Genomic DNA, 19,239 nt, shown 5'->3' on the forward strand with positions numbered 1-19,239 from the left:
CGGATGAATAGGGGGCATGTCGACTTCGCTGGAGGGGATGAGGGATCAGAACCGGTACCATCCGTCTCATTGGATGAGGGGCTACATGCGCGATCAGGATAAGCAACACCGGCTTGCAGGGCCAGATGCGCCAGCGACCGCTGAACTGTTCCGTATATTTGCGCGCCATGGCTTTACATCTTCTGAAGAGCCTCTCGACGTCGCAGACGCCTCCACAGTTGCAGAGACCGCGCTGGGCGGCGCACTGGCGTCCAAAGACATCGTGCTGGCCTGCCAGGCCAAGACCGGGCGTTGTTTTTTCATCCGTCGTAATGAAGCGGGCGAGGCCAGCGGCTTCATCGCCCTGTTGTTTCTCAATCCAGTCGGGTTCGAAGCGCTGATGTACGGGCGCTTGTCGCCGGATCAGCCCGACCTTGATCAGCTGACTGCGCCTGATGAGCGCGCATCTGCGATTTACGTCTGGTGCCTGGCGGGTGTCAGCGAAGCCGATAAACGCGCCGTGGTGCGCGCTGTCACAGAAGCACGCCGCAAGGCGTTTCCGCATGTCGCCCTGTTCGCCCGGCCGATGAGCCGGGAGGGCCGCATGATGACCGCCGCGCTTGATGCGCCATCGGCGGGCGCAGCCTGGCTGGGGTGGGTGCCCCAGGCTGCGGACACCAACAAGACTTAGGGTTTGGAGGGGGCTATGGACGGAACGCATGTTGAGGAATTTGAACCGCCTGTGATCGTGCGCGTGGCGCGAACCATGGACGATATGCAGCGGATCTCGGTGGTTCGTGCGCTGGTTTACATGTCCGAACAGGACTGCCCCTACGACGAAGAATTTGACGGCAACGACCTTGCGGGCGCGACACATTTGCTGGCTGAAGCCGGTGGCGAGCCGCTGGGCTGCCTGCGGGTGCGCTGGTTCGCCGACTTCGCCAAGATTGAGCGGGTCTGCGTGCGCAACGGGCATCGGTCAGGCCGGGTTGCGCGCCAGATGATGAAGGATGCGATCGATCTGATCCGCCGCAAGGGCTACCGCAAATTCGTGGGCCATGTGCAGGAACATCTGATCCCGTACTGGAAGCGTTACGGCTTTATTCACCGCGAGCATCGCGGGGTCTTCGTATTTTCAGATAGGGCGTATGCGGAAATGGAGGGGCGTCCGGACCCTCATCCCAAAGCGCTTCACATTGATACCGATCCGCTGATCCTGGATCGGCCCGAAGGGGATTGGGACAAACCCGGCCCCTTGGACAAGTCGGTGAAGCGTGGCGCTTCACCGTTACAGGGGAGGGAGCCTGGACGCGGAGCCAAAGCCGCGCCGGCCAAAAAACAGACGGAGACAGCAAAATGAGCCTGGGAGTTCCTGTATTGGTATGCCTGGACCTGCAGATGGAGTTCGTCGCCAAAGGTCGTCCCTGGACGGATCCTGAAGGTGAACGAGTTGCTCAGGTCAGCGCCTCTATCCTGTCCGAGGCCCGCGCGGCGAACTGGTCTATCGTGCATGTCCAGCTTCATCCCGGCGGCCCGATCATGGCCGATAACGGTCTTCATCAACCTGCGCCGGGCTGTGAGCCGCGTCCGGGCGAGATTTTGCTCCGGCGCGCCGGCGTCTCCGCTTATGCGCACCCGGATCTGTCCGGCATTCTGGAAGGCGCCATGGGCGCGCCAGCCTATCTGATGGGCTTTTCCGCGCCGACATCCCTGACAGCGACCCTTTATGACGCTGAAGAGCGGATGCACCCGTTGAATCTTGTTGAGGAAGCGGTGGGATCCGCAGATGTGGGCGAATGGTCGGCTGAGCATGCTCGCGCTCTGTGCAAGGACACCGCGCAAAAACTCAACCGCCTCGCCTCCCGGACGGGAATGTTTGGTGAAAAAGCCCAGTATGCGCTCGGGCGCGTGGGCATGCTGTCCCAGCCACGACTGAGCTAGACTGCAGCAGTTCAGACGTGCGGAGAAAGGCGAGGTCGGGGGCCTCGCCTTTCGTTTTTTCGCCCTGCGCTTTCCTGCGTGACTGCGTCCTTGCCAAGGCGCGCGCAAGCTGGTCCTCTCATCGAAAGATTTCTTCGGGGAGAGTGAAATGCGGCGTTTGGTTCTAGGCGTGTGTGCGATGGCTCTGGCGAATGGAGCCGCGCTGGCTCAGGCGCAAGAGCAAGACTGGTCGATCGTCCTGCATGGGGGCGCCGGGGTGATCGAGCGCGGCGACATGGACGCTGAGACCGAGGCCGCCTATCGCGACGCCCTGGACGCCGCGATCCGGCTGGGCGGCGACATGCTGGCGGACGGGGCGTCGGCCATGGATGCGGTCGAAGCGGTCATCCACACGCTTGAGGACGACCCCAAATTCAATTCCGGCGTCGGCGCGGTGTTCACCGCAGAAGGCCGAAACGAGCTGGACGCATCCATCATGCGCGGATCGGACATGCAGGCCGGCGCCGTGTCGGGCGTGACCACAGTGCGTCACCCGATCAGCCTGGCGCGGGCGGTGCTGGAAAACAGTCCCCATGTGATGCTGCAGAGCCCGGGCGCGGAAGCGTTCGCCGCCGATCAGGGGCTCGAGCTGGTGGACAATTCGTATTTCTTCACCGAGCGGCGCTGGGCGTCGATGGTGCGCGCGGTGCGCCGCATGGGCCTGCCCGTGCCGCCGCGTCCTGAAGGCGCGCCAGAGGCTGAACCCATTCGTGAGGGTGCTTTGGATCTGATGGAGCGCGAGCACGCCTTCGGCACTGTCGGCGTGGTCGCGCGCGATGTGTCAGGTGAAGTCGTCGCCGGAACGTCGACGGGCGGCACCACAGCCAAGCGCTGGGGCCGGGTGGGCGACAGCCCGATCATCGGCGCCGGCACCTACGCCACGCCAGATTGCGGCGTCTCGGCCACCGGAACCGGCGAATACTTCATCCGGCTCAATGTCGCCGCGCGCATCTGCACGCAGCTGGAGGTTTTGGGCGAGGAGGGCGGCCAGCAAGCCGCTGACGCCGTGATCCAGGATGCGCTCACCAACATGGGCGGCGATGGCGGCGTCGTCATGCTGGGCCATGGTGAGCCGATCTGGAGCTTCAACACGGCGGGGATGTATCGCGCCAGCTGGACGCCGGGCGACGAGCCTGTCGTGTCCATTTATGGCGATGAGGACTAAGCGCGATGAAGCGGGCCGCGCTTGCCGGTCTCGCCTATTTCGCGATTGTTTTCGTTTTCGGCTTTGGTTTGGGAAGCGTGCGGGTTCTTCTGGTCGCGCCAGCTCTTGGGGAGTTCAAGGCTGTGCTGATCGAGCTTCCCGTCATGTTGATGGCGTGTTGGTTGATCGCAGGGTGGCTTACGCGTCGGCTGCGCGTTCCGAACAGTCAGGCGGCGGCGCTGCTTATGAGCGGCGTCGCCTTCACCTGCCTGATGCTGGCAGAGCTGAGCTTTGGGGCTTTGGCCTTTGACCGTACGATTTCAGATCAACTGCAGCATTGGCTGACGCCTGCAGGCGCGCTTGGACTGATTGGTCAGATCGCGTTTGCACTGTTTGCATGGATTCAGGTCCGCCGCCCGGCTTCCAATTAGTTTCAAATGTAACTAACTTGTCCGATATACGGTTTCGCCAGTCAGGGAGCGCCTCATGGCTCGCAAGTGGATTTACGCATCGCGCGTTGAAGGCAACGCCTCGCGCCAGGCTCATGCCGACATGCCCGAGGGCACCTATGAGCGGGAGATGAGCAAGGAGGGGTTTTTCGGCCCCGCCGCGTTCCTGCATCACAAGCGCCCGCCCACGGGCTGGGTGGATTTTGAAGGTCCGCTGCAACCGCGCGCCTTTGATCTCAATAAGCTTGGCACGCCGCAGAACACGCCGTGGGAGTCCGCCTCCGTTCTGTTCAACGCCGCCACCGATATCCGCTTCTGGTCGCTCGCCGAGCCGATGACCACACTGGCGCGCAACGCCGATGGCGATCAGCTGCTGTTCATCCATCGCGGCGCAGGCTCGCTGTTCTGCGACTTTGGCCATCTGGAATATGAAGCGGGCGACTACATCGTCCTGCCGCGCGGCACGCTGTGGCGCATGTCGCCGTCAGAGCCGACGCTGGTGCTGATGGTGGAAGCGACCAACACCCATTACACCTTGCCGGACAAGGGGCTGGTGGGTCCGCACGCCGTGTTCGACCCGGCCATGTTTGACGTGCCCGCCATGGATGACGCCTTCAAGGCCCAGCAGGCGGAGGAGGATCATGAGTGGAAGGTGCTGATCAAGAAACGCGGCCAGGTCTCCACCATCACCTATCCCTATAATCCGCTCGATGCGGTGGGCTGGCATGGCGAGCTGCACCCGGTGCGCCTGAATGTGCGCCATATCCGGCCGCTGATGAGCCATCGCTATCATCTGCCGCCGAGCGCCCACACGACCTTCCTGTCCGACCGCTTTGTGATCTGCACCTTCGCCCCGCGTCCGTTCGAGACCGATCCGGGCGCGCTGAAAGTGCCGTTCTTTCACAATAATGACGATTACGACGAAGTGCTGTTCTATCATGCCGGCGACTTCTTCAGCCGCGACAATATCGATGCGGGCATGATGACCTTCCACCCGGCGGGCTTCACCCATGGTCCGCACCCCAAGGCGCTGGCGAACATGCTGGAACAGAAAAAGCCTGCGACCGACGAATACGCCGTGATGATCGACACCCGCGACCCGCTGGATGTGGGCGAGGGCGCATCACGCGTAGAAAATCTTGATTATGTGAACAGCTGGAAGCCGAAAGCGGAATAGCGTCCATGGCGTCATCTGATGTGTATCTGGACCCGGCCTGGCGGCTGGACCGGTTTGACCCGACCGGCGCGGAGGCGATTTTCGTCCGCGCCGAGCGGAGCCGGTTGAGCGAGGCCCCGTTTCTGGATCAGAGATGGCGCCGGACCGAGGACGAGCTTGCGTCTGTGACCGTGCAGAATCTCGTCACGCATGCGCCTCAGAGCGCGCCGCCGGCCTTCATCTGGCACAGTGCGTTTTGTTGCTCGACCCTCCTGGCGGGCGTGCTGGACCATGACGGTCTGGCGCTGGGCGTGCGCGAGCCGGACATGTTGATGACCCTCGCCAATCTCAAACGGCAGGGGCAAACGGTGACCGGCATCTTGCCGGCGGCGCTCAACTGGATCGGTCGCGGCTATGCGCCGGGCGAGCGCGCGGTGATCAAGCCCACCAATCTCGCCAATAATTTGATGGGCGATGTGATGGCGGCCAGTCCGTCGAGCAAGGCGATCCTGCTGACGTCTTCCTTGCGGGCCTTTATCCTGTCGATCGTCAAGAAGGGGGAGGCCGGGCGCGCCTTCGCCCGCTTCATGTACACCGTCTTCGCCATGGATGGACGGGCCTTGCCGATCAGCGAGGTGGATCGGATGCGCCTGACTGATCTTCAGGTGGCGGCTCTGGTCTGGCACATGCAGATTGCGGAAATGAACGCCCTGTCGCGCGGCGCCGGGGCCGGGCGCGTCGCCTGGCTGGACGGCGACGCCTTCATCGCCGACCCCGAACCGGTTCTGAAACAAGTCTCCGATTTTCTGGAGCTGGGTTTGTCCGACGATCAGGTTTCACAAGCCGCGAATGGTCCTAAAATGCGGCGAAACGCCAAGGCTCCGGAGCAGGACTTCGCGTCATCCAGCCGGGCTGACCAAAACGACCAGATCGCCCGCTCGCTCGGGCCTGACCTCGACCGTATCATCGAGTGGAGCTACGGGCTTCACACCGACACCCCCGCTGACATCCCCGTCGCGCCCGCCCTTCTGGGCTGACCGCGCGTCCGGCAACGACATTTGCAGAGGAAAGAGCCATGAAACTCGCCACGCTGAACAATGGAAAACGCGATGGCCGCCTGGTGGTGGTCTCCAGAGATCTCGCCTGGTGCGCAGACGCCAGCCATATCGCGCCGACCCTGCAGGCGGCGCTTGATGACTGGGCGACGACCGAGCCGGCGCTACGCAGCCTGTCTGACGAGCTGGAGCGCGAATCCATCCCCCGCGAGCGCTTCCATGAGCGTGAGGCCTTGTCGCCGTTGCCGCGGGCGTTTCAGTGGGCGGACGGCTCGGCCTACGTCAACCATGTCGAACTGGTGCGCAAGGCGCGTGGCGCCGAGCTGCCGGACAGCTTCTGGACCGATCCGCTGATGTATCAGGGCGGCTCTGACAAGTTCCTCGCCCCCCGTCAGGACATTCCGCTGGGCGATGACAGCTGGGGCTGTGATTTTGAAGCCGAAGTCGCCGTGATCACCGGCGACGGTCCGGCGGGCCTCAGCGCGGATGACGCCGCGAAGGAGATCCGCTTGCTCATGCTGGTCAATGACGTGTCGTTCCGCGGCCTCATTCCGGGCGAACTGGCCAAGGGGTTTGGCTTTTTCCAGTCCAAGCCGCCGAGCGCGTTCTCTCCGGTGGCGGTGACGCCGGACGAGCTGGGCGAGGCCTGGGATGGCCGCAAGGTTCACTTGCCGCTGCAGTCCTGGCTGAACGGTTCGAAATTCGGCGAGCCTGAATGCGCCGTCGACATGACGTTCGACTTTGCTCAGCTGGTCGCCCACGCCGCCAAGACCCGTCCGCTGTCAGCAGGCTCGATCATTGGGTCAGGCACCATCTCCAACAAGCTTGATGACGGCCCCGGCAAGCCGGTCGCCGAAGGCGGCAAGGGCTATTCCTGCATCGCTGAAATCCGCATGATCGAGACGATCTATGACGGCGCCGCGAAGACCCCGTTCATGACGCCGGGCGACACCGTGCGTATCGAGATGCTCGACAAGGACGGCAAGTCCATCTTCGGCGCTATCGAGCAGAAAGTCGTGCGTTACGAAGGCTAGAGCACGAAGGGCGCAAGCCCGAAAGGCAGCAGGATCAGGGCCGCCGCGAGCCATCGCGCGCGGCCCATCTTGTTCCAGAGCCGGTAAAGCCCGCTGATCCAGCCCGGCTCCTCGCGCTCGGTCTTGGCGATGCGCAACACGTAAATCACGGCGCCCGTCGCAGCGAGGCCGGTGAGCATCGCGCCGAACAGGAACCAGAGCGTCTTCGTCCAATAGCCGCCGAACGTGCCGAAATGCAGCGGGTCCGCCATCTCGGCGATGCGTTGATGGGCGGTGAGGGTGCGCGGGTCCGCCTCGCCCAGAAGCGCGCCCGTCTGCGCGTCAATCCACACCGCGTTGGCGCGGGGACGCACCAGCAGGGCGCGGCCAGCTTCGCCATGAACCTCGATCACGTCCGGCTCCGCACGGGTCCAGCGCACCAGCGCGACCTGATAGCCCGGTTGGCTCTCGTGCAGGCGTTTGAGACCGGCGTCGAGCGCATGGCCGGGAGAGGGGAGGCTTCCCGCCTCCACAGCGACTTCCAGACTTGCCGGGGTCATATTGGCGGCGGGCGCATCCAGCCCCCATTGCTCGGCGAGATACCAGTATCCGGTCAGGCAGATCAGCGCGACGAACCAGATTGACCACAAGCCCGCCAACCGATGGATGTCGCCGATCAGGGCGCGCATTGTGCGGCCCTTGGGCCAGCGCAGAAAGCCGCGCCACCAGCGTTTGTAGACCCAGAAGGAGGTGACGAGCGTCACGCCCAGCAAGATGGCCGCGAGGCTGACCAGGCTGACGCCGATCTGCACGGGCAGCATCAAATGGCGGTGCGTGTTGCGCAGGAAACGCTGAAAGCCGACCCAGTCGCCCGTCCCGGTCAGTTCCGCCGTGCCGGGATGGATGTAGTAATGGGTGTTCTCACCGCCAGCGCGCGCCACGGCGTCATAGGTCGCCAGCGGATGGAGCGGGCGGTAGATGTTCATGCCCACCGCGTCCGGCGCAGCCTGCCGAGCGCTATCCAGCACCTCGCCCCAGCTCGCCTGATCTTCCACGGCCACCGGCGCCGTCCACATGGCGGGGCGGGCGATCCAGTCGAGCTCATAGGAGAAGACCGCCAGCGTGCCGGTCAGGCAGACAAAGGCGAGAAAAAGCGAGACCTGCAGCCCCGCCCAATGGTGCAGCCGCCACCAGATTGACCGCGCCGGTTTGCCCGGCGCGGTCTTGGGTTTCAGAGAGGACAGGCCGAACCGACGCATCACCAATGGCGGGTCAGCTCGATGAACACGCTGCGCGGCGCGCCGGGGAAGTGCCCGGTGCGGTCGATGAAGCCGCTGGCGGCGTAGGTTTCATCAAACAGGTTGTCCACCCGCAGCATGGCGCGCCACTGGTCCAGCTCGTAGATCACCGAGGCGTCAAAGACGAGATAGTCGCGGACCTTCTGGCCGCTGCGCGACAGGCGTACGTCCACATAATCCCCACCCAGCGCAAACGCCGTGTTCCAGGCCGGAACCTGATAGCGGGTCCAGAAACCGAAGGTGTTTTCCGGCGCGTTCGAGAAACGGTCGCCCACGGCGCCGTTCAGCGTCGAGGTGCCTGCGTTCGCCGTTATGCGGGTGTCGTTATAGGCATAGGAGGCAGTGGCCACCCAGTTGGGCGTGATATCGGCCGTGACATCAAGCTCGAAGCCTTCAGACGTCACCTCGCCAAAGGCGATGAAGTCATCCACGCCGTCATTGCCGCGGTCGCCCGCCGGATCGGGCTGCAACACGTTGGTGCGCACGATCTGGTAGATCGAGGCGGAGGATTGCAGGCGTCCGTCAAACAACTCGGTTCTAACGCCGCCCTCGATGATCTCGCCTTCAGTCGGGTCGAACGGGCCGCCGGCCAACGGCGTCTGGGAGCCGATGTCCTGGGGCTCAAAGCTTTCCGCCCAGTTCAGGAAAAGCGAAACATCATCACGCAGCCGATAGACGCCGCCGGCGCGCCAGGTGATGCGTTCATCGCTAAAGCTGTCGCCTGTGCCGGGGTCTTCATCCTCGAAGCGGTCGAAGCGCGCGCCGCCCACGAACACGAAATCACCCAGCGTGACCTCATCAAGCAGGTAGACGCCGGTGCGCTCGGTCTTGGTCAGCGTGACGCGGTATTGATCGCGTGAGGGCAGGGCGTAAGTGGAAGGATCGGTGAGGCCATAGTCTGGATCAAACAGGCTCAACGGCGTCGGCAGGCCGGGGGTCGCCACAGTGCGCCCTCGCAGGCTGAAGCCTGTAAAGTTGGCGTCGCGCGTATACCAGTCCATGCCTGCCAGAAGCCGGTTGCCGACCTGTCCGAAACGGCGCGCCCAGATGGCGTTGGCTCCGAAGGACCAGGAGTCGCCGCTGCGCACCTGATCGCGGAATTCACGGATGGAAGAGTCGATCACGCCGTCGCCGTCTGAATCAAACAGGCCGCGCGGTTCGTGATACTGCTGGACTTCCTCGGCGTCGTTCCAGCGCAGGCCTGCGTCCAGATGAAGCGAGGGCGTCAGCTGGTAGTTGAACCGCGCCTGCAGAACGCTGGAGCGAAGATCGAGGAAATCGCTCGCCTCGTTATGGTTCCAGCGCCGGTCGGTCAGGAAATGGCCCAGATCATCGGTCGGCACGCCGCGAAGCCGGTTGCCCCCCAGATCCTGATCATACTGGGTGGCTTGCAAGATGATCTCGCCCTTCTCCAGCGCGTAGCTCAGCCCCAGATCGTAGATCTGCGTGCGGCTGTCGGCGTTGCGGCGAGGCAGGTTGCGATCTTCATAGAACACCCCGGCGCGGCCCGAGAGGCGATCGGTGAGCGCGCCCGTCGCTTCCACCGCGCCGCCGATGCGGCCTTCCGTGCCAAGGACGAGACGGGTCTGGATGTCCTGATCGGGGGAGGGCGTCTTGGTGATGTAGTTAAACAGGCCCCCCGGAGCGCCGGGCCCGTACAACATGCCGGCCGGTCCCTTGAGATATTCCATGCGCTGGACATTGAAGAGTTGCGGGACCGAGAATCCGGCATAGGGATCGCCGCGCAACCCGTCGAAAAAGTTCTCTTCCTGCCGGAAGCCGCGAGCTGTCACGCCGGCATAACTGTAAACGCTGACGCCTGAGATGTTGCGGTAGAGGTCGGCGGCGTCACGTGCGCCTTGATCCTCGATCAGTTGCTCATTGATGACCTGGATGGTCTGGGTGGACAGCAACGGATCGACGGGCAGCTTCCCGCTTTCCAGGACTTGCGTGCGGTACAAGGCGCGGGCGCGGCCTGTGACGATGATCCGGTCTTCGGTCTGAGGCGGCGCAGTGTCAGTCTGTCCGGCGGAATTCAGATCGGATTGCGCCAAAGCGGGCGCGGCCGCCAACAGCGCCGCGAGCATGCTGCTCGAAGCCAGAATTGATTTGAACGACGCCATGTCCGCCCCCTTGATGCATCAACAGGAGGCTGGATTAGCTGCAAATGAGAATGACTGTCAACTGCAATGGCTGGCGATGATCAGTTCGCCATGTGATTTGATTTCAGCGCATAACGCTGGCCGTCAAAACCGTCGAAAATATCCACCGTATCAGGATGGGTGACGGCGCCGTTCTCGGCGTCGTGCAAGAGATTGCCTTCGGAGACATAGGCCTCGTAATGGCCGTCCTCGTTTTCAGCGAGCAAATGATAGAAGGGCTGATCCTTGTCAGGCCGCATGGATTCAGGAATGGACAGCCACCATTCCTCGGTGTTCGCGAACACCGGATCCACGTCAAAAATCACCCCCCGGAACGGGAAGAGGCGATGGCGCACCACGTCGCCGATTGTGAACTTGGCCTCACGCAAGGCGGACACTCCTCAATTCGGGCCGTCATATGTAGCTGCCATGGTATGCAATTCCAGTGCCTGACGCTGCAAGAGCCGGGTTCCGTGCTTTCACAAGCGTGAAAGGCGAGCTATCCTTAACGTCAAACTGAAGTATCGCCCGCGGCCGGTTTGTCGGCTTGCGCCGTTCGACCGGCGCGCTGCAGGCCTTTGCGGGCGCGATGAGGACGAACATCATGGCGAAGGACGCCGCTGGCCCCGCGCCTGCGCGCCAGCGCCCGAATCGAGGCCGGAAATCCGCCCGCCAGGACCCGATCTACGGGGCTATCGATCTGGGCACGAACAATTGCCGCATGCTTCTGGCGCGGCGCACGCGGGAGGGTTTCCGCGTGGTCGACGCCTATTCGCGCATCGTCCGTCTGGGCGAGGGCATCACGGCGTCCGGCGAATTGTCTGAAGCCGCTATGGAGCGCGCGGTGGAGGCGTTGGCGGTCTGCGCGGAGCGGATCAAGCGGCGCAATGTGACCAAGTTGCGCGCCATCGCCACAGAAGCGTGTCGCCGCGCCCATAACGGCGCGATTTTCGTCGAGCGGGTCAAGGCGCAAACCGGCCTGGAGATGGAGATCATCGGCCCGGAAGAAGAGGCGCGCCTGGCGGTGCAAGGCAGTCTGGACCTGCTGGATGAAGCCATGGACGCCGCCGTGGTGGTCGACATCGGAGGCGGCTCCACTGAGCTGTGCTGGGTCGACCTTGAGGAATGGCGCAATCGCGGCGGCTATGACAGCGGCGGTCGTCCGCCGCTTCGCGGCTGGTCGTCCATGCCTTTGGGCGTGGTCACGCTGTCCGAACGCTTCCCTGAGCCCAGGTCCGGCGGCGCTGAGGCGCGGGCGGACTGGTACGCCGAGATGAAGGCGTTCGCGGTTAAACACCTCAAGGCGCCCAAGGGCGCACGTCGATTGCGGCCCATATTTGATGACGGGCGTGCGCACATGGTGGGCACGTCCGGGACGGTGACCTCGGTCGCGGGCGTTCATCTGAACCTGACGCGCTATATGCGTGACAAGGTGGACGGGATGTGGATGACGTCTGAAGACGCGCACCTCGCCTGCCAGCGTCTGGCGAGCCAGGATCGCAGCGGGCGGGCGCGTGAAGGCTGCATCGGTCATGATCGCGCAGATCTGGTGCTGGCGGGTTGCGCCATATACGAAGCCGTGATGGAAGCCTGGCCGACTGAGAAGGTCCGGGTCGGTGATCGCGGCCTGCGTGAGGGCATGCTGCTCAACCTGATGCGTCCCAAGCGCAGGCGGGGACGGCGCGGCGCCGGCAAGCGCGCAGACTCCAGCGAAACCCGGAGCCAGGCGTCCGAAACAGAAAAGAGAGACGGCCATGAGCAAGGATGACGATAACGGCGAAGGCGAACCTGAACGCCGTCGCCGCCGGTCCGGTCCCGTCACGGCGGGGGGAGATGCGCGCTCGGCCAAGCAGTTCCGCACGCGGGTGAAAACCGCGCGCGGCCGGAAATATTCGTCCAAGCTCTGGCTCGAACGCCAGCTCAACGATCCCTATGTGGCGCGCGCCAAGCAAGATGGCTATCGCTCCCGTGCGGCCTACAAGCTGATCGAGCTCGATGACAAGTTCGGTCTGATCAAGCCGGGCATGCGGGTGGCCGATCTCGGCTCGGCGCCAGGCGGCTGGACCCAGGTTGCGCTCAAGCGCGGTGCGGCGCATGTGGCGGGCATCGACCTTCTGGAGGTCGAACCGATCGCGGGCGCAATCCAGCTGGAGCTCGATTTCACCGAAGAGGGCGCCGAAGACACCCTCAAGGAAGCCTTGGGCGGGCCAGCTGACCTTGTGATCTCGGATCTGGCGCCCTGGACGACAGGACACAAATCCACAGACCACTTGCGTATTGTGGCGCTGGTGGAGGCGGCGGCGTATTTTGCGCTGGACGTGCTCAAGCCGGGCGGCGGATTCGTCGCAAAGGTGTTCCAGGGCGGCGCCACAGGCGAATTGCTGGACCTTTTGAAGGCTCGCTTTGAAAAAGTACGCCATTACAAACCGCCCGCCAGCCGGTCGGAGAGTGCGGAAACCTTCCTGATCGCGACCGGGTTCCGACCTGAGGCGTGAGTGGCGCGCTCTGGCGGTAAACGCTGTTCACTTTTAACTTGGCGTTTCCATTCAATTGTGGATACTCCCATTCAGAGCGGCATGAGCAAGACCGCCGGGAGGACAGTCATGACCGAGCAGCACGCAGCCTGCCCACCCTATCCGTGGGAACCGTTCAACCCGATCCGCGCCTGGAGCGCGTTCTGGGGGCTGGTCGGTGATCGCGACGACACGCGCTATGTGTTCGAGTTTTTCCGCGCCGTGAACGGGCAGAGCATGGGCGGCATTCTGGGCCGGTTCGCCAATTCAGACTTCGGGCGCAGCCAGATTGAGGATCGCACGCGTTTTGCGAACAAGCTGCTCGATCGTGAAACCTTGAAATCCTACGGCCGCGGAACCTTCGCTGCGGCGTATCTGCATTATCTTGATAGTGAGAATCTCGACCCGCTGGGCGTGCATGTGGCCGCTGTGGAGAATGCGCCTGATCTATATGCGCAGCTTGAGCGCGAGTATCCCGAATTCGCAGCGATGACCTATACCTTCCACCTCGCCCATGACTTGCATCATGTGCTGACCGGGTACGGGCGTGATCCGCTGGGGGAGGCTCTGCTGCTGACCTATAACGGCAATCAGAACGGCACGCGTGGTTCACGCCTTCTGGGCATGTTCGCGGGCCTGCGCATCCGCTCGGAAATCTGGCAATGGCCTGTGGGCCGCATGATGGCGAATGCGCGGAAAATGGCGCGCGAGAGCACGGATATGGTCGTTACGGATCTGACCGAACTGCTGCCTTTGCCGCTGGAAGAGGCGCGGGCGCACCTGAATCTTGTGCCGGATCCGCTGTACCGCGAGGTTCGCGACAGCTGGACCGGGCCTGAACCGGTAAGCGCAAAGGCCTAAAGGCCCGGCGCCGGCCGTCCGTTCAGAAGGTATTCCATGACTTCAGGGTCCTGGATGTCGAGCTTCTCGTAAGGTCCGAGCAGCCGCAACCGGCTTTTGGGTTTGCCCGGCCCCAGTCGGCGAGCGGTCAGCATGACGACGATGCCGTCAAAGCCGCAGCCGTCCAGCACGGGAAGACTCTCGACGTAATCACTGTGGGGGGGCACACGGCGGTCGAGGAAGACGAGATCGTAATCGGACGCTTTCGGATCCTCGCAAAAAGCATTCACTGAATTATAATGGTCAAAGTGAAACGATCCGGGAACATGTTCGGCAAGGCCTGACAAAATTGTCATCTCAACAGGGTCATCATCAATAACCGCAACGAGTCTCATGCGTAATTTCCTTATACCTGTCAGGGGAATACGCGTATTACGCGCACAGGTTGGTTTACCATAACCATGTAGGCTAAACGGGGCAATCCGTCGAGCCGCGCGGTTAAACAGCCTTGCGCTAACGCTGAAACCTGCTAAAGCGGCCCCGCAAGAGACAAGGAGGCCTCCCCATGCAGATTCGCGAGGGGCTTACCTTTGACGACGTGCTCTTGCAGCCCGGTTCGTCTGAGGTTTTGCCCGCTGACGCTTTGGTGCGAACACGGCTCACGCCGTCGATCACCCTGAACATTCCCATTCTGTCGGCCGCCATGGATACGGTGACCGAAGCCGGTCTGGCGATCGCCATGGCCCAGGATGGCGGTCTGGGCGTCATCCACCGAAATCTGACGATCGAAGAGCAGGCTGAAGAAGTCCGCCGCGTCAAACGCTATGAGAGCGGCATGGTGGTCAATCCGATCACCATCTCGCCTAACTCGACGCTGGCCGAACTCCTGGCTCTGATGAACCATCACAAGATTTCCGGCATTCCCGTTGTGGAAGGCGGGGAGGGCGTGAACGGCAAACTGGTCGGGATCATCACCAATCGCGATGTCCGCTTCGCCGATGACTTGAACCAGTCTGTGGCGTCGCTGATGACCCGTGAGAACCTGGTCACCGTCAAGCCGGGCGTGGATCAGGCCGAAGCGCGGCGTCTGTTGCACAAGCACCGCATTGAGCGGTTGCTGGTCGTGGATGACGCGGGCCATTGCGTCGGCCTGATGACCGTCAAGGACATGATCAAGGCCGAGGCCTATCCCAACGCCGCCAAGGACGAACACGGTCGCCTGCGCGTCGCCGCCGCCTCCACAGTGGGCGACGCCGGGTTTGAACGCGCTGAAGCCTTGATTGATGCGGGTGTGGACGCGGTCGTGATCGACACCGCGCACGGCATGTCCGCCTCCGTCCTTGAACAAGTCAAACGCATCAAGGCCGCCTCCAACGCCACCCAGGTCGTGGCGGGCAATGTGGCCACCTATGACGGCGCGCGCGCCTTGTTTGATGTGGGAGCTGACACGGTGAAAGTGGGCATCGGACCCGGTTCGATCTGCACCACCCGCATCGTGGCGGGCGTGGGCGTGCCCCAGCTGACCGCCATCATGGATTGCCGACGGGCGGCGGACGGCTTTGACGGATCCATCATCGCAGACGGCGGGATCAAGTATTCCGGCGACCTCGCCAAGGCGATCGCTGCAGGCGCGGATAGCGTGATGATGGGCTCCATGCTGTCGGGCACAGAAGAAGCGCCGGGCGAGACCTTCCTGTACAAGGGCCGGGCCTATAAATCCTATCGCGGCATGGGCTCTGTCGGCGCCATGGCGCGCGGCTCCGCCGACCGGTATTTCCAGAAGGAAGTCACCGACCGGATGAAGCTTGTGCCTGAAGGGATCGAAGGCCAGGTGCCCTACAAGGGTCCGATTGCGCCGATCCTGCATCAGATGGTGGGGGGCCTGCGCGCCGCCATGGGGTATACCGGCGCCAAGACGATCAAGGAATTTCAGGAAAAAGCCGAGTTCGTGCGCATCACCAGCGCGGGCCTTAAAGAAAGCCACGTCCATGACGTGACGATCACCCGCGAAGCGCCCAACTATCCGACCCCGTCCTAGACAGGGTGAGGTTTGAATGAAAACGCCCGGCGGAAACGCCGGGCGTTTTTCGTTTCAGAGCGTCAACGCCTCGCGCGAGCAATTGGTCAGCATCTCCATCGCCGACAGATACGGCGCCGGGCCGAAGCTGATGCGGCGCGCGCCGGCCTGTTTCATGATCTTGAGCTGTTCGACATCGGGGACCATCACATTGATGGGCGCTCCGATCTCCTCAACCAGTCTCGCCACCAGATCGGGGTCTGTGAGGCCGGGGAAGAAAATCCCGTCTGCGCCTGCGTCCACATAGGCATGGGCGCGCTCCACTGCATGGCCCATGCGTTCAGTGGGATGGCTGGGGTCTTCGGGGTCAAAGAACACGTCGCTGCGCGCATTGATGAACAGGGGTTCGCCTTCAGACTTCTGGGCGCTCGAGATGGCGCGCAATTTGAGGACGTGCTTCGCCAGCGGGACGGGGCTCGCGGTCTTGCGGTCGCGATCCTCGATATTGATGCCCACGGCGCCCGTATTGCGGATGCGCAAGGCGTGATCGGCGACTTCGGCAGGGTCTTCTGAATACCCGGTCTCGATATCCACCGTCAGCGGCACGGAAATGGATTTGGCGATCCGGCGGGTGATCCGCTCCAGCCATTCCAGCGGCAGGGATTCTCCGTCTTCAAATCCCAAGGCGGCGGCGACCGCCCAGCTGGAGGTGGCGATGGCCTTGGCGCCTGAGCGTTCAATGGCGAGCGCGCTGCCGGCGTCCCAGGCGTTAAACAGCACCAAGGGAGTCCCCGGGGCGTGCAGTGAAGCAAAATGATCATACATCAGCGTCATTCCTCTCGGGCAGAGGCGCGGCTTGCTGTTCAAGATCAAGCAAGGCGCGCTTGCGATGAAGCCCGCCGCCATACCCGGTCAATGATCCGTCGGCGCCGATCACCCGGTGACACGGGATGATCAAAGCGAGCTGATTATCGCCATTGGCGCGGGCGACCGCGCGAACGGCGGAAGGTCGGCCCATTTGTGCGGCGAGCTGGCTGTAACTGCGGGTTTGTCCCATGGGGATCGCCTGCAGTTCACGCCAGACAGCTTGCGTGAACGGGCTGCCGTGAAATTTCACGGGAACCTGAAAGTCTCGCAGCCTGCCGTTAAAATAGTCCTCCAGATCATTTGCAATCATGGCGTGTGGCTTTGTGCGTCCGAAGCCGAGCCCGCCCGGCGTCCGCTCGGACAGGCGTTTAAGCTCTGTGGGCAAGGCTTTGCGGTCCATGAACTCCAAGAGATGTAGGGCGTGGTCATCCGCGACGGCGATCATCGGCCCCAGGGGCGTGGAGATCGGCGCGCAGCGCAGCAGTGCGTCATCGCGAAAGGCGCCGGGCGCGAGGCCCAACAGCTTGCTGACGGCGGACCGGAAGCCGCTGGCGGAGTCATAATTGGCGGTCAGCTGGGCCTCGATCACGCGCTCGCCGCCGCCCAGGGCCGCAAAGCCTTCCTGCAGTCGTCGCAAGCGCGCCAGCTCCAGAAAGGTCACGCCGAGCTGCCGCTTGAAGGCGCGCCGTACGGTGGACGGGTCCAGGCCGAGGGCGACCAGATCATCTTCGCGCCAGCGCCGCCCCGGATCGGCGTTGAGCTTTGCAGACAGGTCCGCGACGAGCGGCTCCATGCCGTGTTCCAGCGGTTTGCAGCGTTTGCAGGGGCGGAAGCCCGCATCAAGGCACTCCGCCGCCGTCTCGTGAAAGCGGCAATTCTCTGCTTTTGGCTTTCGGGCCGGGCAGCTGAGGCGACAGAAAATGCCGGTGGAGGTGACGTCGACAAACATTCGGCCGTCCCAGGCGGAGTCCCGGTTCAGAAGGGCGTAATAGAGCGCGGTGTCGGAAGGGCGTGAAAACAACATGCAGACTGTGTATCAGAGGGCGCGAGAGCATGACGCCGATTTTCGGGCGTTTATTGATTTTGACTGCAGAGCCTAAGACCCTCTGTGATCAGCCACCCCGGAGCTTTGCTCCGAAAGCGCGACCGCGCGCCCGCCGAATGGCGGACCATCAGCCCCTAAGGGCGAACAACCATCGGAGCGTTGCTCCCAAAGCGCAAAGCGCGCCCGCCGAATGGCGGAACACCCAGCCCGAAGGGCCAAAGAAAAGAAAGACTTTTCCATGCGCGACGCAGGACGGATCGCCGGCGCCATTGACGTGCTTGATACGGTGATGAACCGGCACCAGCCGGTGAAGGACGCCTTGCGCGATTGGGGCAAGGCGCATCGGTTCGCCGGATCGGGGGATCGCGCCTGGATATCGGGTCTGGTGCTGGACGCGCTGCGTCGCCGCGGCGCCTTGCGACATGTGATGGGCGAGGACACGCCGCGCGCGCTGGTGCTGGGCGCTTTGACCTATGCGTGGGACATGGACGCCAGCGCCATCAGCGCGGTGTTTGAAGGCGATGAGCATGCGCCTGAGCCCCTGACAGAGTCCGAGATTGAGGCGTTGTCCAAAGGGCTCGACGCTGACGCGCCGCTTCATGTGCGCGCCGACGTGCCCGAATGGCTGGGGCCGAGCTTTGAGCGCGCCTATGGCGAAACCGCCGAAGCGGAAGGTCAGGCCATGGCCGGCCGGGCGCCGGTGGATCTGCGGGTGAACCGTCTGAAAGCCGAGCCGGACAAGGCGTTCGGCGCGGTCGCCCCCAAAATCAAGAACATCGAGGTCTCTGACCTGATCCTGGATGGCCTGCGCATTCCTGAAACCGATCCGCGCGCCAAGGCGCCGGGGGCTGACAGCATTCCTGCGTTCGGCAAGGGCTGGGTCGAGGTGCAGGATATCGGCTCGCAACTGGCCGCTTTGGCGGCGGGCGACATCAAGGGCGGCCAGGTGCTCGATTATTGCGCCGGGGCGGGCGGCAAGACTTTGGCGCTGTCGGCGCTGATGGAAAACACCGGTCAGCTCTACGCCTGGGATTATGATGGCCGCCGCTTGCGCGCGATCTGGCCGCGCCTGCAACGCTCGGGCGCTCGCAATGTGCAGGTGCGCGATGGCAAGGAAGCGGAAACGCTGGGCGATCTTGAGGGGAAGCTTGATTGCGTCTTCATGGATGCGCCGTGCTCGGGCGCGGGCACCTGGCGGCGCCGCCCCGACAGCAAATGGCGGCTGAAGGAAGAGGCGTTCAAGCGCCGTCAGTCCGAACAGGATGAAGTGCTGTCCAAGGCCTGGCGCTTCGTCAAACCGGGCGCACGCCTCGTTTATGTGACCTGCTCGATCCTGCCCGAAGAAAACGAGGACCGGGTCGCGCACTTTCTTGAAACGCACCCTGAATTCACGCCTGTGCCGACAAGCGAGGCCATGGCCCAGTCCGGCCGCCTCGCCGAAGGCGCACAAGATCGCCTGAAAGCCATCGAAGGCCGCTTCGGCGCAATCCAGCTCACCCCGCACCGCACAAATACGGACGGGTTCTATGTCTGTGTGATGGAGCGGGCGAAGTAGTGGTTTGAAGCATGAGCCTGACAAGCAAGCTATTGATTCTCTTCACCGCGCTTTTGATGTGGTCGGGAATCTATTTTATTGTGGGGTACTTGCTGACCGGCTTCTGGAAGGGTGGTTTCTTGATGCTGGGGCTGTACTTGTTACTCACTACAATAATTCTGTCTGTCCAATGGATTCGAGGTGATCG

At 63.1% G+C, this 19,239-nt stretch carries 19 protein-coding genes; 13 read left to right on the forward strand and 6 right to left on the reverse strand.

The window, feature by feature from the left end:
* The first annotated feature begins 85 nt into the window (after positions 1 to 85).
* The 8 genes from ACTIGF_RS09805 to ACTIGF_RS09840 all read left to right on the forward strand — a co-directional run bounded on the left by ACTIGF_RS09805 (position 86) and on the right by ACTIGF_RS09840 (position 6,797).
* On the forward strand, positions 86 to 670 hold the full coding sequence (locus ACTIGF_RS09805) for a hypothetical protein (RefSeq protein WP_439636719.1): 585 nt from the start codon (positions 86 to 88) through the stop codon (positions 668 to 670).
* A gap of 75 nt (positions 671 to 745) precedes the next feature.
* The gene (locus ACTIGF_RS09810) at positions 746 to 1,339 is read left to right on the forward strand and encodes a GNAT family N-acetyltransferase (RefSeq protein WP_439636720.1); all 594 of its coding nucleotides are present in this window, start codon (positions 746 to 748) and stop codon (positions 1,337 to 1,339) included.
* Positions 1,336 to 1,920 (forward strand): cysteine hydrolase family protein, encoded by a 585-nt coding sequence (locus tag ACTIGF_RS09815; RefSeq protein WP_439636721.1) that lies wholly within the window; start codon positions 1,336 to 1,338, stop codon positions 1,918 to 1,920. The genes ACTIGF_RS09810 and ACTIGF_RS09815 overlap by 4 nt, the downstream gene beginning before the upstream one ends.
* Before the next feature lie 148 nt (positions 1,921 to 2,068).
* Positions 2,069 to 3,124, forward strand: coding sequence for an isoaspartyl peptidase/L-asparaginase family protein (locus ACTIGF_RS09820; protein WP_439636722.1), 1,056 nt, complete (start codon positions 2,069 to 2,071; stop codon positions 3,122 to 3,124).
* Positions 3,125 to 3,129: 5 nt separating this feature from the next.
* On the forward strand, positions 3,130 to 3,534 hold the full coding sequence (locus ACTIGF_RS09825; RefSeq protein ID WP_439636723.1) for a hypothetical protein: 405 nt from the start codon (positions 3,130 to 3,132) through the stop codon (positions 3,532 to 3,534).
* Positions 3,535 to 3,589: 55 nt separating this feature from the next.
* Positions 3,590 to 4,729: a homogentisate 1,2-dioxygenase gene (locus tag ACTIGF_RS09830; RefSeq protein WP_439636724.1), complete on the forward strand. Its 1,140-nt coding sequence runs from the start codon at positions 3,590 to 3,592 to the stop codon at positions 4,727 to 4,729.
* A 5-nt stretch (positions 4,730 to 4,734) separates the two neighbouring features.
* Positions 4,735 to 5,745 carry a hypothetical protein gene (locus ACTIGF_RS09835; protein WP_439636725.1) on the forward strand — a complete coding sequence of 337 codons (1,011 nt, stop codon included), beginning with the start codon at positions 4,735 to 4,737 and terminating at the stop codon, positions 5,743 to 5,745.
* Between the two features lie 38 nt (positions 5,746 to 5,783).
* Positions 5,784 to 6,797, forward strand: coding sequence for a fumarylacetoacetate hydrolase family protein (locus ACTIGF_RS09840; RefSeq protein ID WP_439636726.1), 1,014 nt, complete (start codon positions 5,784 to 5,786; stop codon positions 6,795 to 6,797).
* Here ACTIGF_RS09840 and ACTIGF_RS09845 read toward each other — a convergent pair.
* The 3 genes from ACTIGF_RS09845 to hspQ form a co-directional block, all read right to left on the reverse strand.
* Positions 6,794 to 8,035, reverse strand: coding sequence for a PepSY-associated TM helix domain-containing protein (locus ACTIGF_RS09845; protein WP_439637290.1), 1,242 nt, complete (start codon positions 8,033 to 8,035; stop codon positions 6,794 to 6,796). The genes ACTIGF_RS09840 and ACTIGF_RS09845 overlap by 4 nt on opposite strands.
* Positions 8,035 to 10,197 carry a TonB-dependent siderophore receptor gene (locus ACTIGF_RS09850; protein WP_439636727.1) on the reverse strand — a complete coding sequence of 721 codons (2,163 nt, stop codon included), beginning with the start codon at positions 10,195 to 10,197 and terminating at the stop codon, positions 8,035 to 8,037. Before ACTIGF_RS09850 ends, ACTIGF_RS09845 begins: the two co-directional genes overlap by 1 nt.
* Before the next feature lie 80 nt (positions 10,198 to 10,277).
* Positions 10,278 to 10,604, reverse strand: coding sequence for a heat shock protein HspQ (gene hspQ / locus ACTIGF_RS09855; protein ID WP_439636728.1), 327 nt, complete (start codon positions 10,602 to 10,604; stop codon positions 10,278 to 10,280).
* A gap of 215 nt (positions 10,605 to 10,819) precedes the next feature.
* Here hspQ and ACTIGF_RS09860 point away from each other — a divergent pair, with 215 nt between their 5' ends.
* The 3 genes from ACTIGF_RS09860 (at position 10,820) to ACTIGF_RS09870 (ending at position 13,589) form a co-directional block, all read left to right on the forward strand.
* Positions 10,820 to 11,983: a Ppx/GppA phosphatase family protein gene (locus ACTIGF_RS09860; RefSeq protein ID WP_439636729.1), complete on the forward strand. Its 1,164-nt coding sequence runs from the start codon at positions 10,820 to 10,822 to the stop codon at positions 11,981 to 11,983.
* Positions 11,970 to 12,710 (forward strand): RlmE family RNA methyltransferase, encoded by a 741-nt coding sequence (locus ACTIGF_RS09865; protein ID WP_439636730.1) that lies wholly within the window; start codon positions 11,970 to 11,972, stop codon positions 12,708 to 12,710. The genes ACTIGF_RS09860 and ACTIGF_RS09865 overlap by 14 nt, the downstream gene beginning before the upstream one ends.
* Before the next feature lie 108 nt (positions 12,711 to 12,818).
* Positions 12,819 to 13,589: a Coq4 family protein gene (locus ACTIGF_RS09870; protein WP_439636731.1), complete on the forward strand. Its 771-nt coding sequence runs from the start codon at positions 12,819 to 12,821 to the stop codon at positions 13,587 to 13,589.
* Here the strand turns inward: ACTIGF_RS09870 and ACTIGF_RS09875 are convergent.
* Positions 13,586 to 13,963 carry a hypothetical protein gene (locus ACTIGF_RS09875; RefSeq protein ID WP_439636732.1) on the reverse strand — a complete coding sequence of 126 codons (378 nt, stop codon included), beginning with the start codon at positions 13,961 to 13,963 and terminating at the stop codon, positions 13,586 to 13,588. The two genes, ACTIGF_RS09870 and ACTIGF_RS09875, sit on opposite strands and share 4 nt — an antisense overlap.
* Positions 13,964 to 14,133: 170 nt before the next feature.
* Here ACTIGF_RS09875 and guaB point away from each other — a divergent pair, with 170 nt between their 5' ends.
* On the forward strand, positions 14,134 to 15,606 hold the full coding sequence (guaB, locus tag ACTIGF_RS09880) for an IMP dehydrogenase (RefSeq protein WP_439636733.1): 1,473 nt from the start codon (positions 14,134 to 14,136) through the stop codon (positions 15,604 to 15,606).
* A gap of 54 nt (positions 15,607 to 15,660) precedes the next feature.
* Here the strand turns inward: guaB and ACTIGF_RS09885 are convergent, their stop codons facing one another.
* Positions 15,661 to 16,491, reverse strand: a complete 831-nt coding sequence (locus ACTIGF_RS09885) for an isocitrate lyase/PEP mutase family protein (protein WP_439636734.1) — start codon at positions 16,489 to 16,491, stop codon at positions 15,661 to 15,663.
* Positions 16,403 to 17,476, reverse strand: a complete 1,074-nt coding sequence (locus tag ACTIGF_RS09890) for a bifunctional transcriptional activator/DNA repair enzyme AdaA (protein WP_439636735.1) — start codon at positions 17,474 to 17,476, stop codon at positions 16,403 to 16,405. Before ACTIGF_RS09890 ends, ACTIGF_RS09885 begins: the two co-directional genes overlap by 89 nt.
* Positions 17,477 to 17,735: 259 nt before the next feature.
* Between ACTIGF_RS09890 and ACTIGF_RS09895 the strand changes: the two genes are divergently transcribed.
* Positions 17,736 to 19,052 carry an RsmB/NOP family class I SAM-dependent RNA methyltransferase gene (locus ACTIGF_RS09895; protein WP_439636736.1) on the forward strand — a complete coding sequence of 439 codons (1,317 nt, stop codon included), beginning with the start codon at positions 17,736 to 17,738 and terminating at the stop codon, positions 19,050 to 19,052.
* Positions 19,053 to 19,239 lie beyond the last annotated feature (187 nt).

Origin of the sequence: Oceanicaulis sp. (assembly GCF_051859625.1) — a bacterium.
In the GTDB taxonomy this organism is placed as follows: domain Bacteria; phylum Pseudomonadota; class Alphaproteobacteria; order Caulobacterales; family Maricaulaceae; genus Oceanicaulis.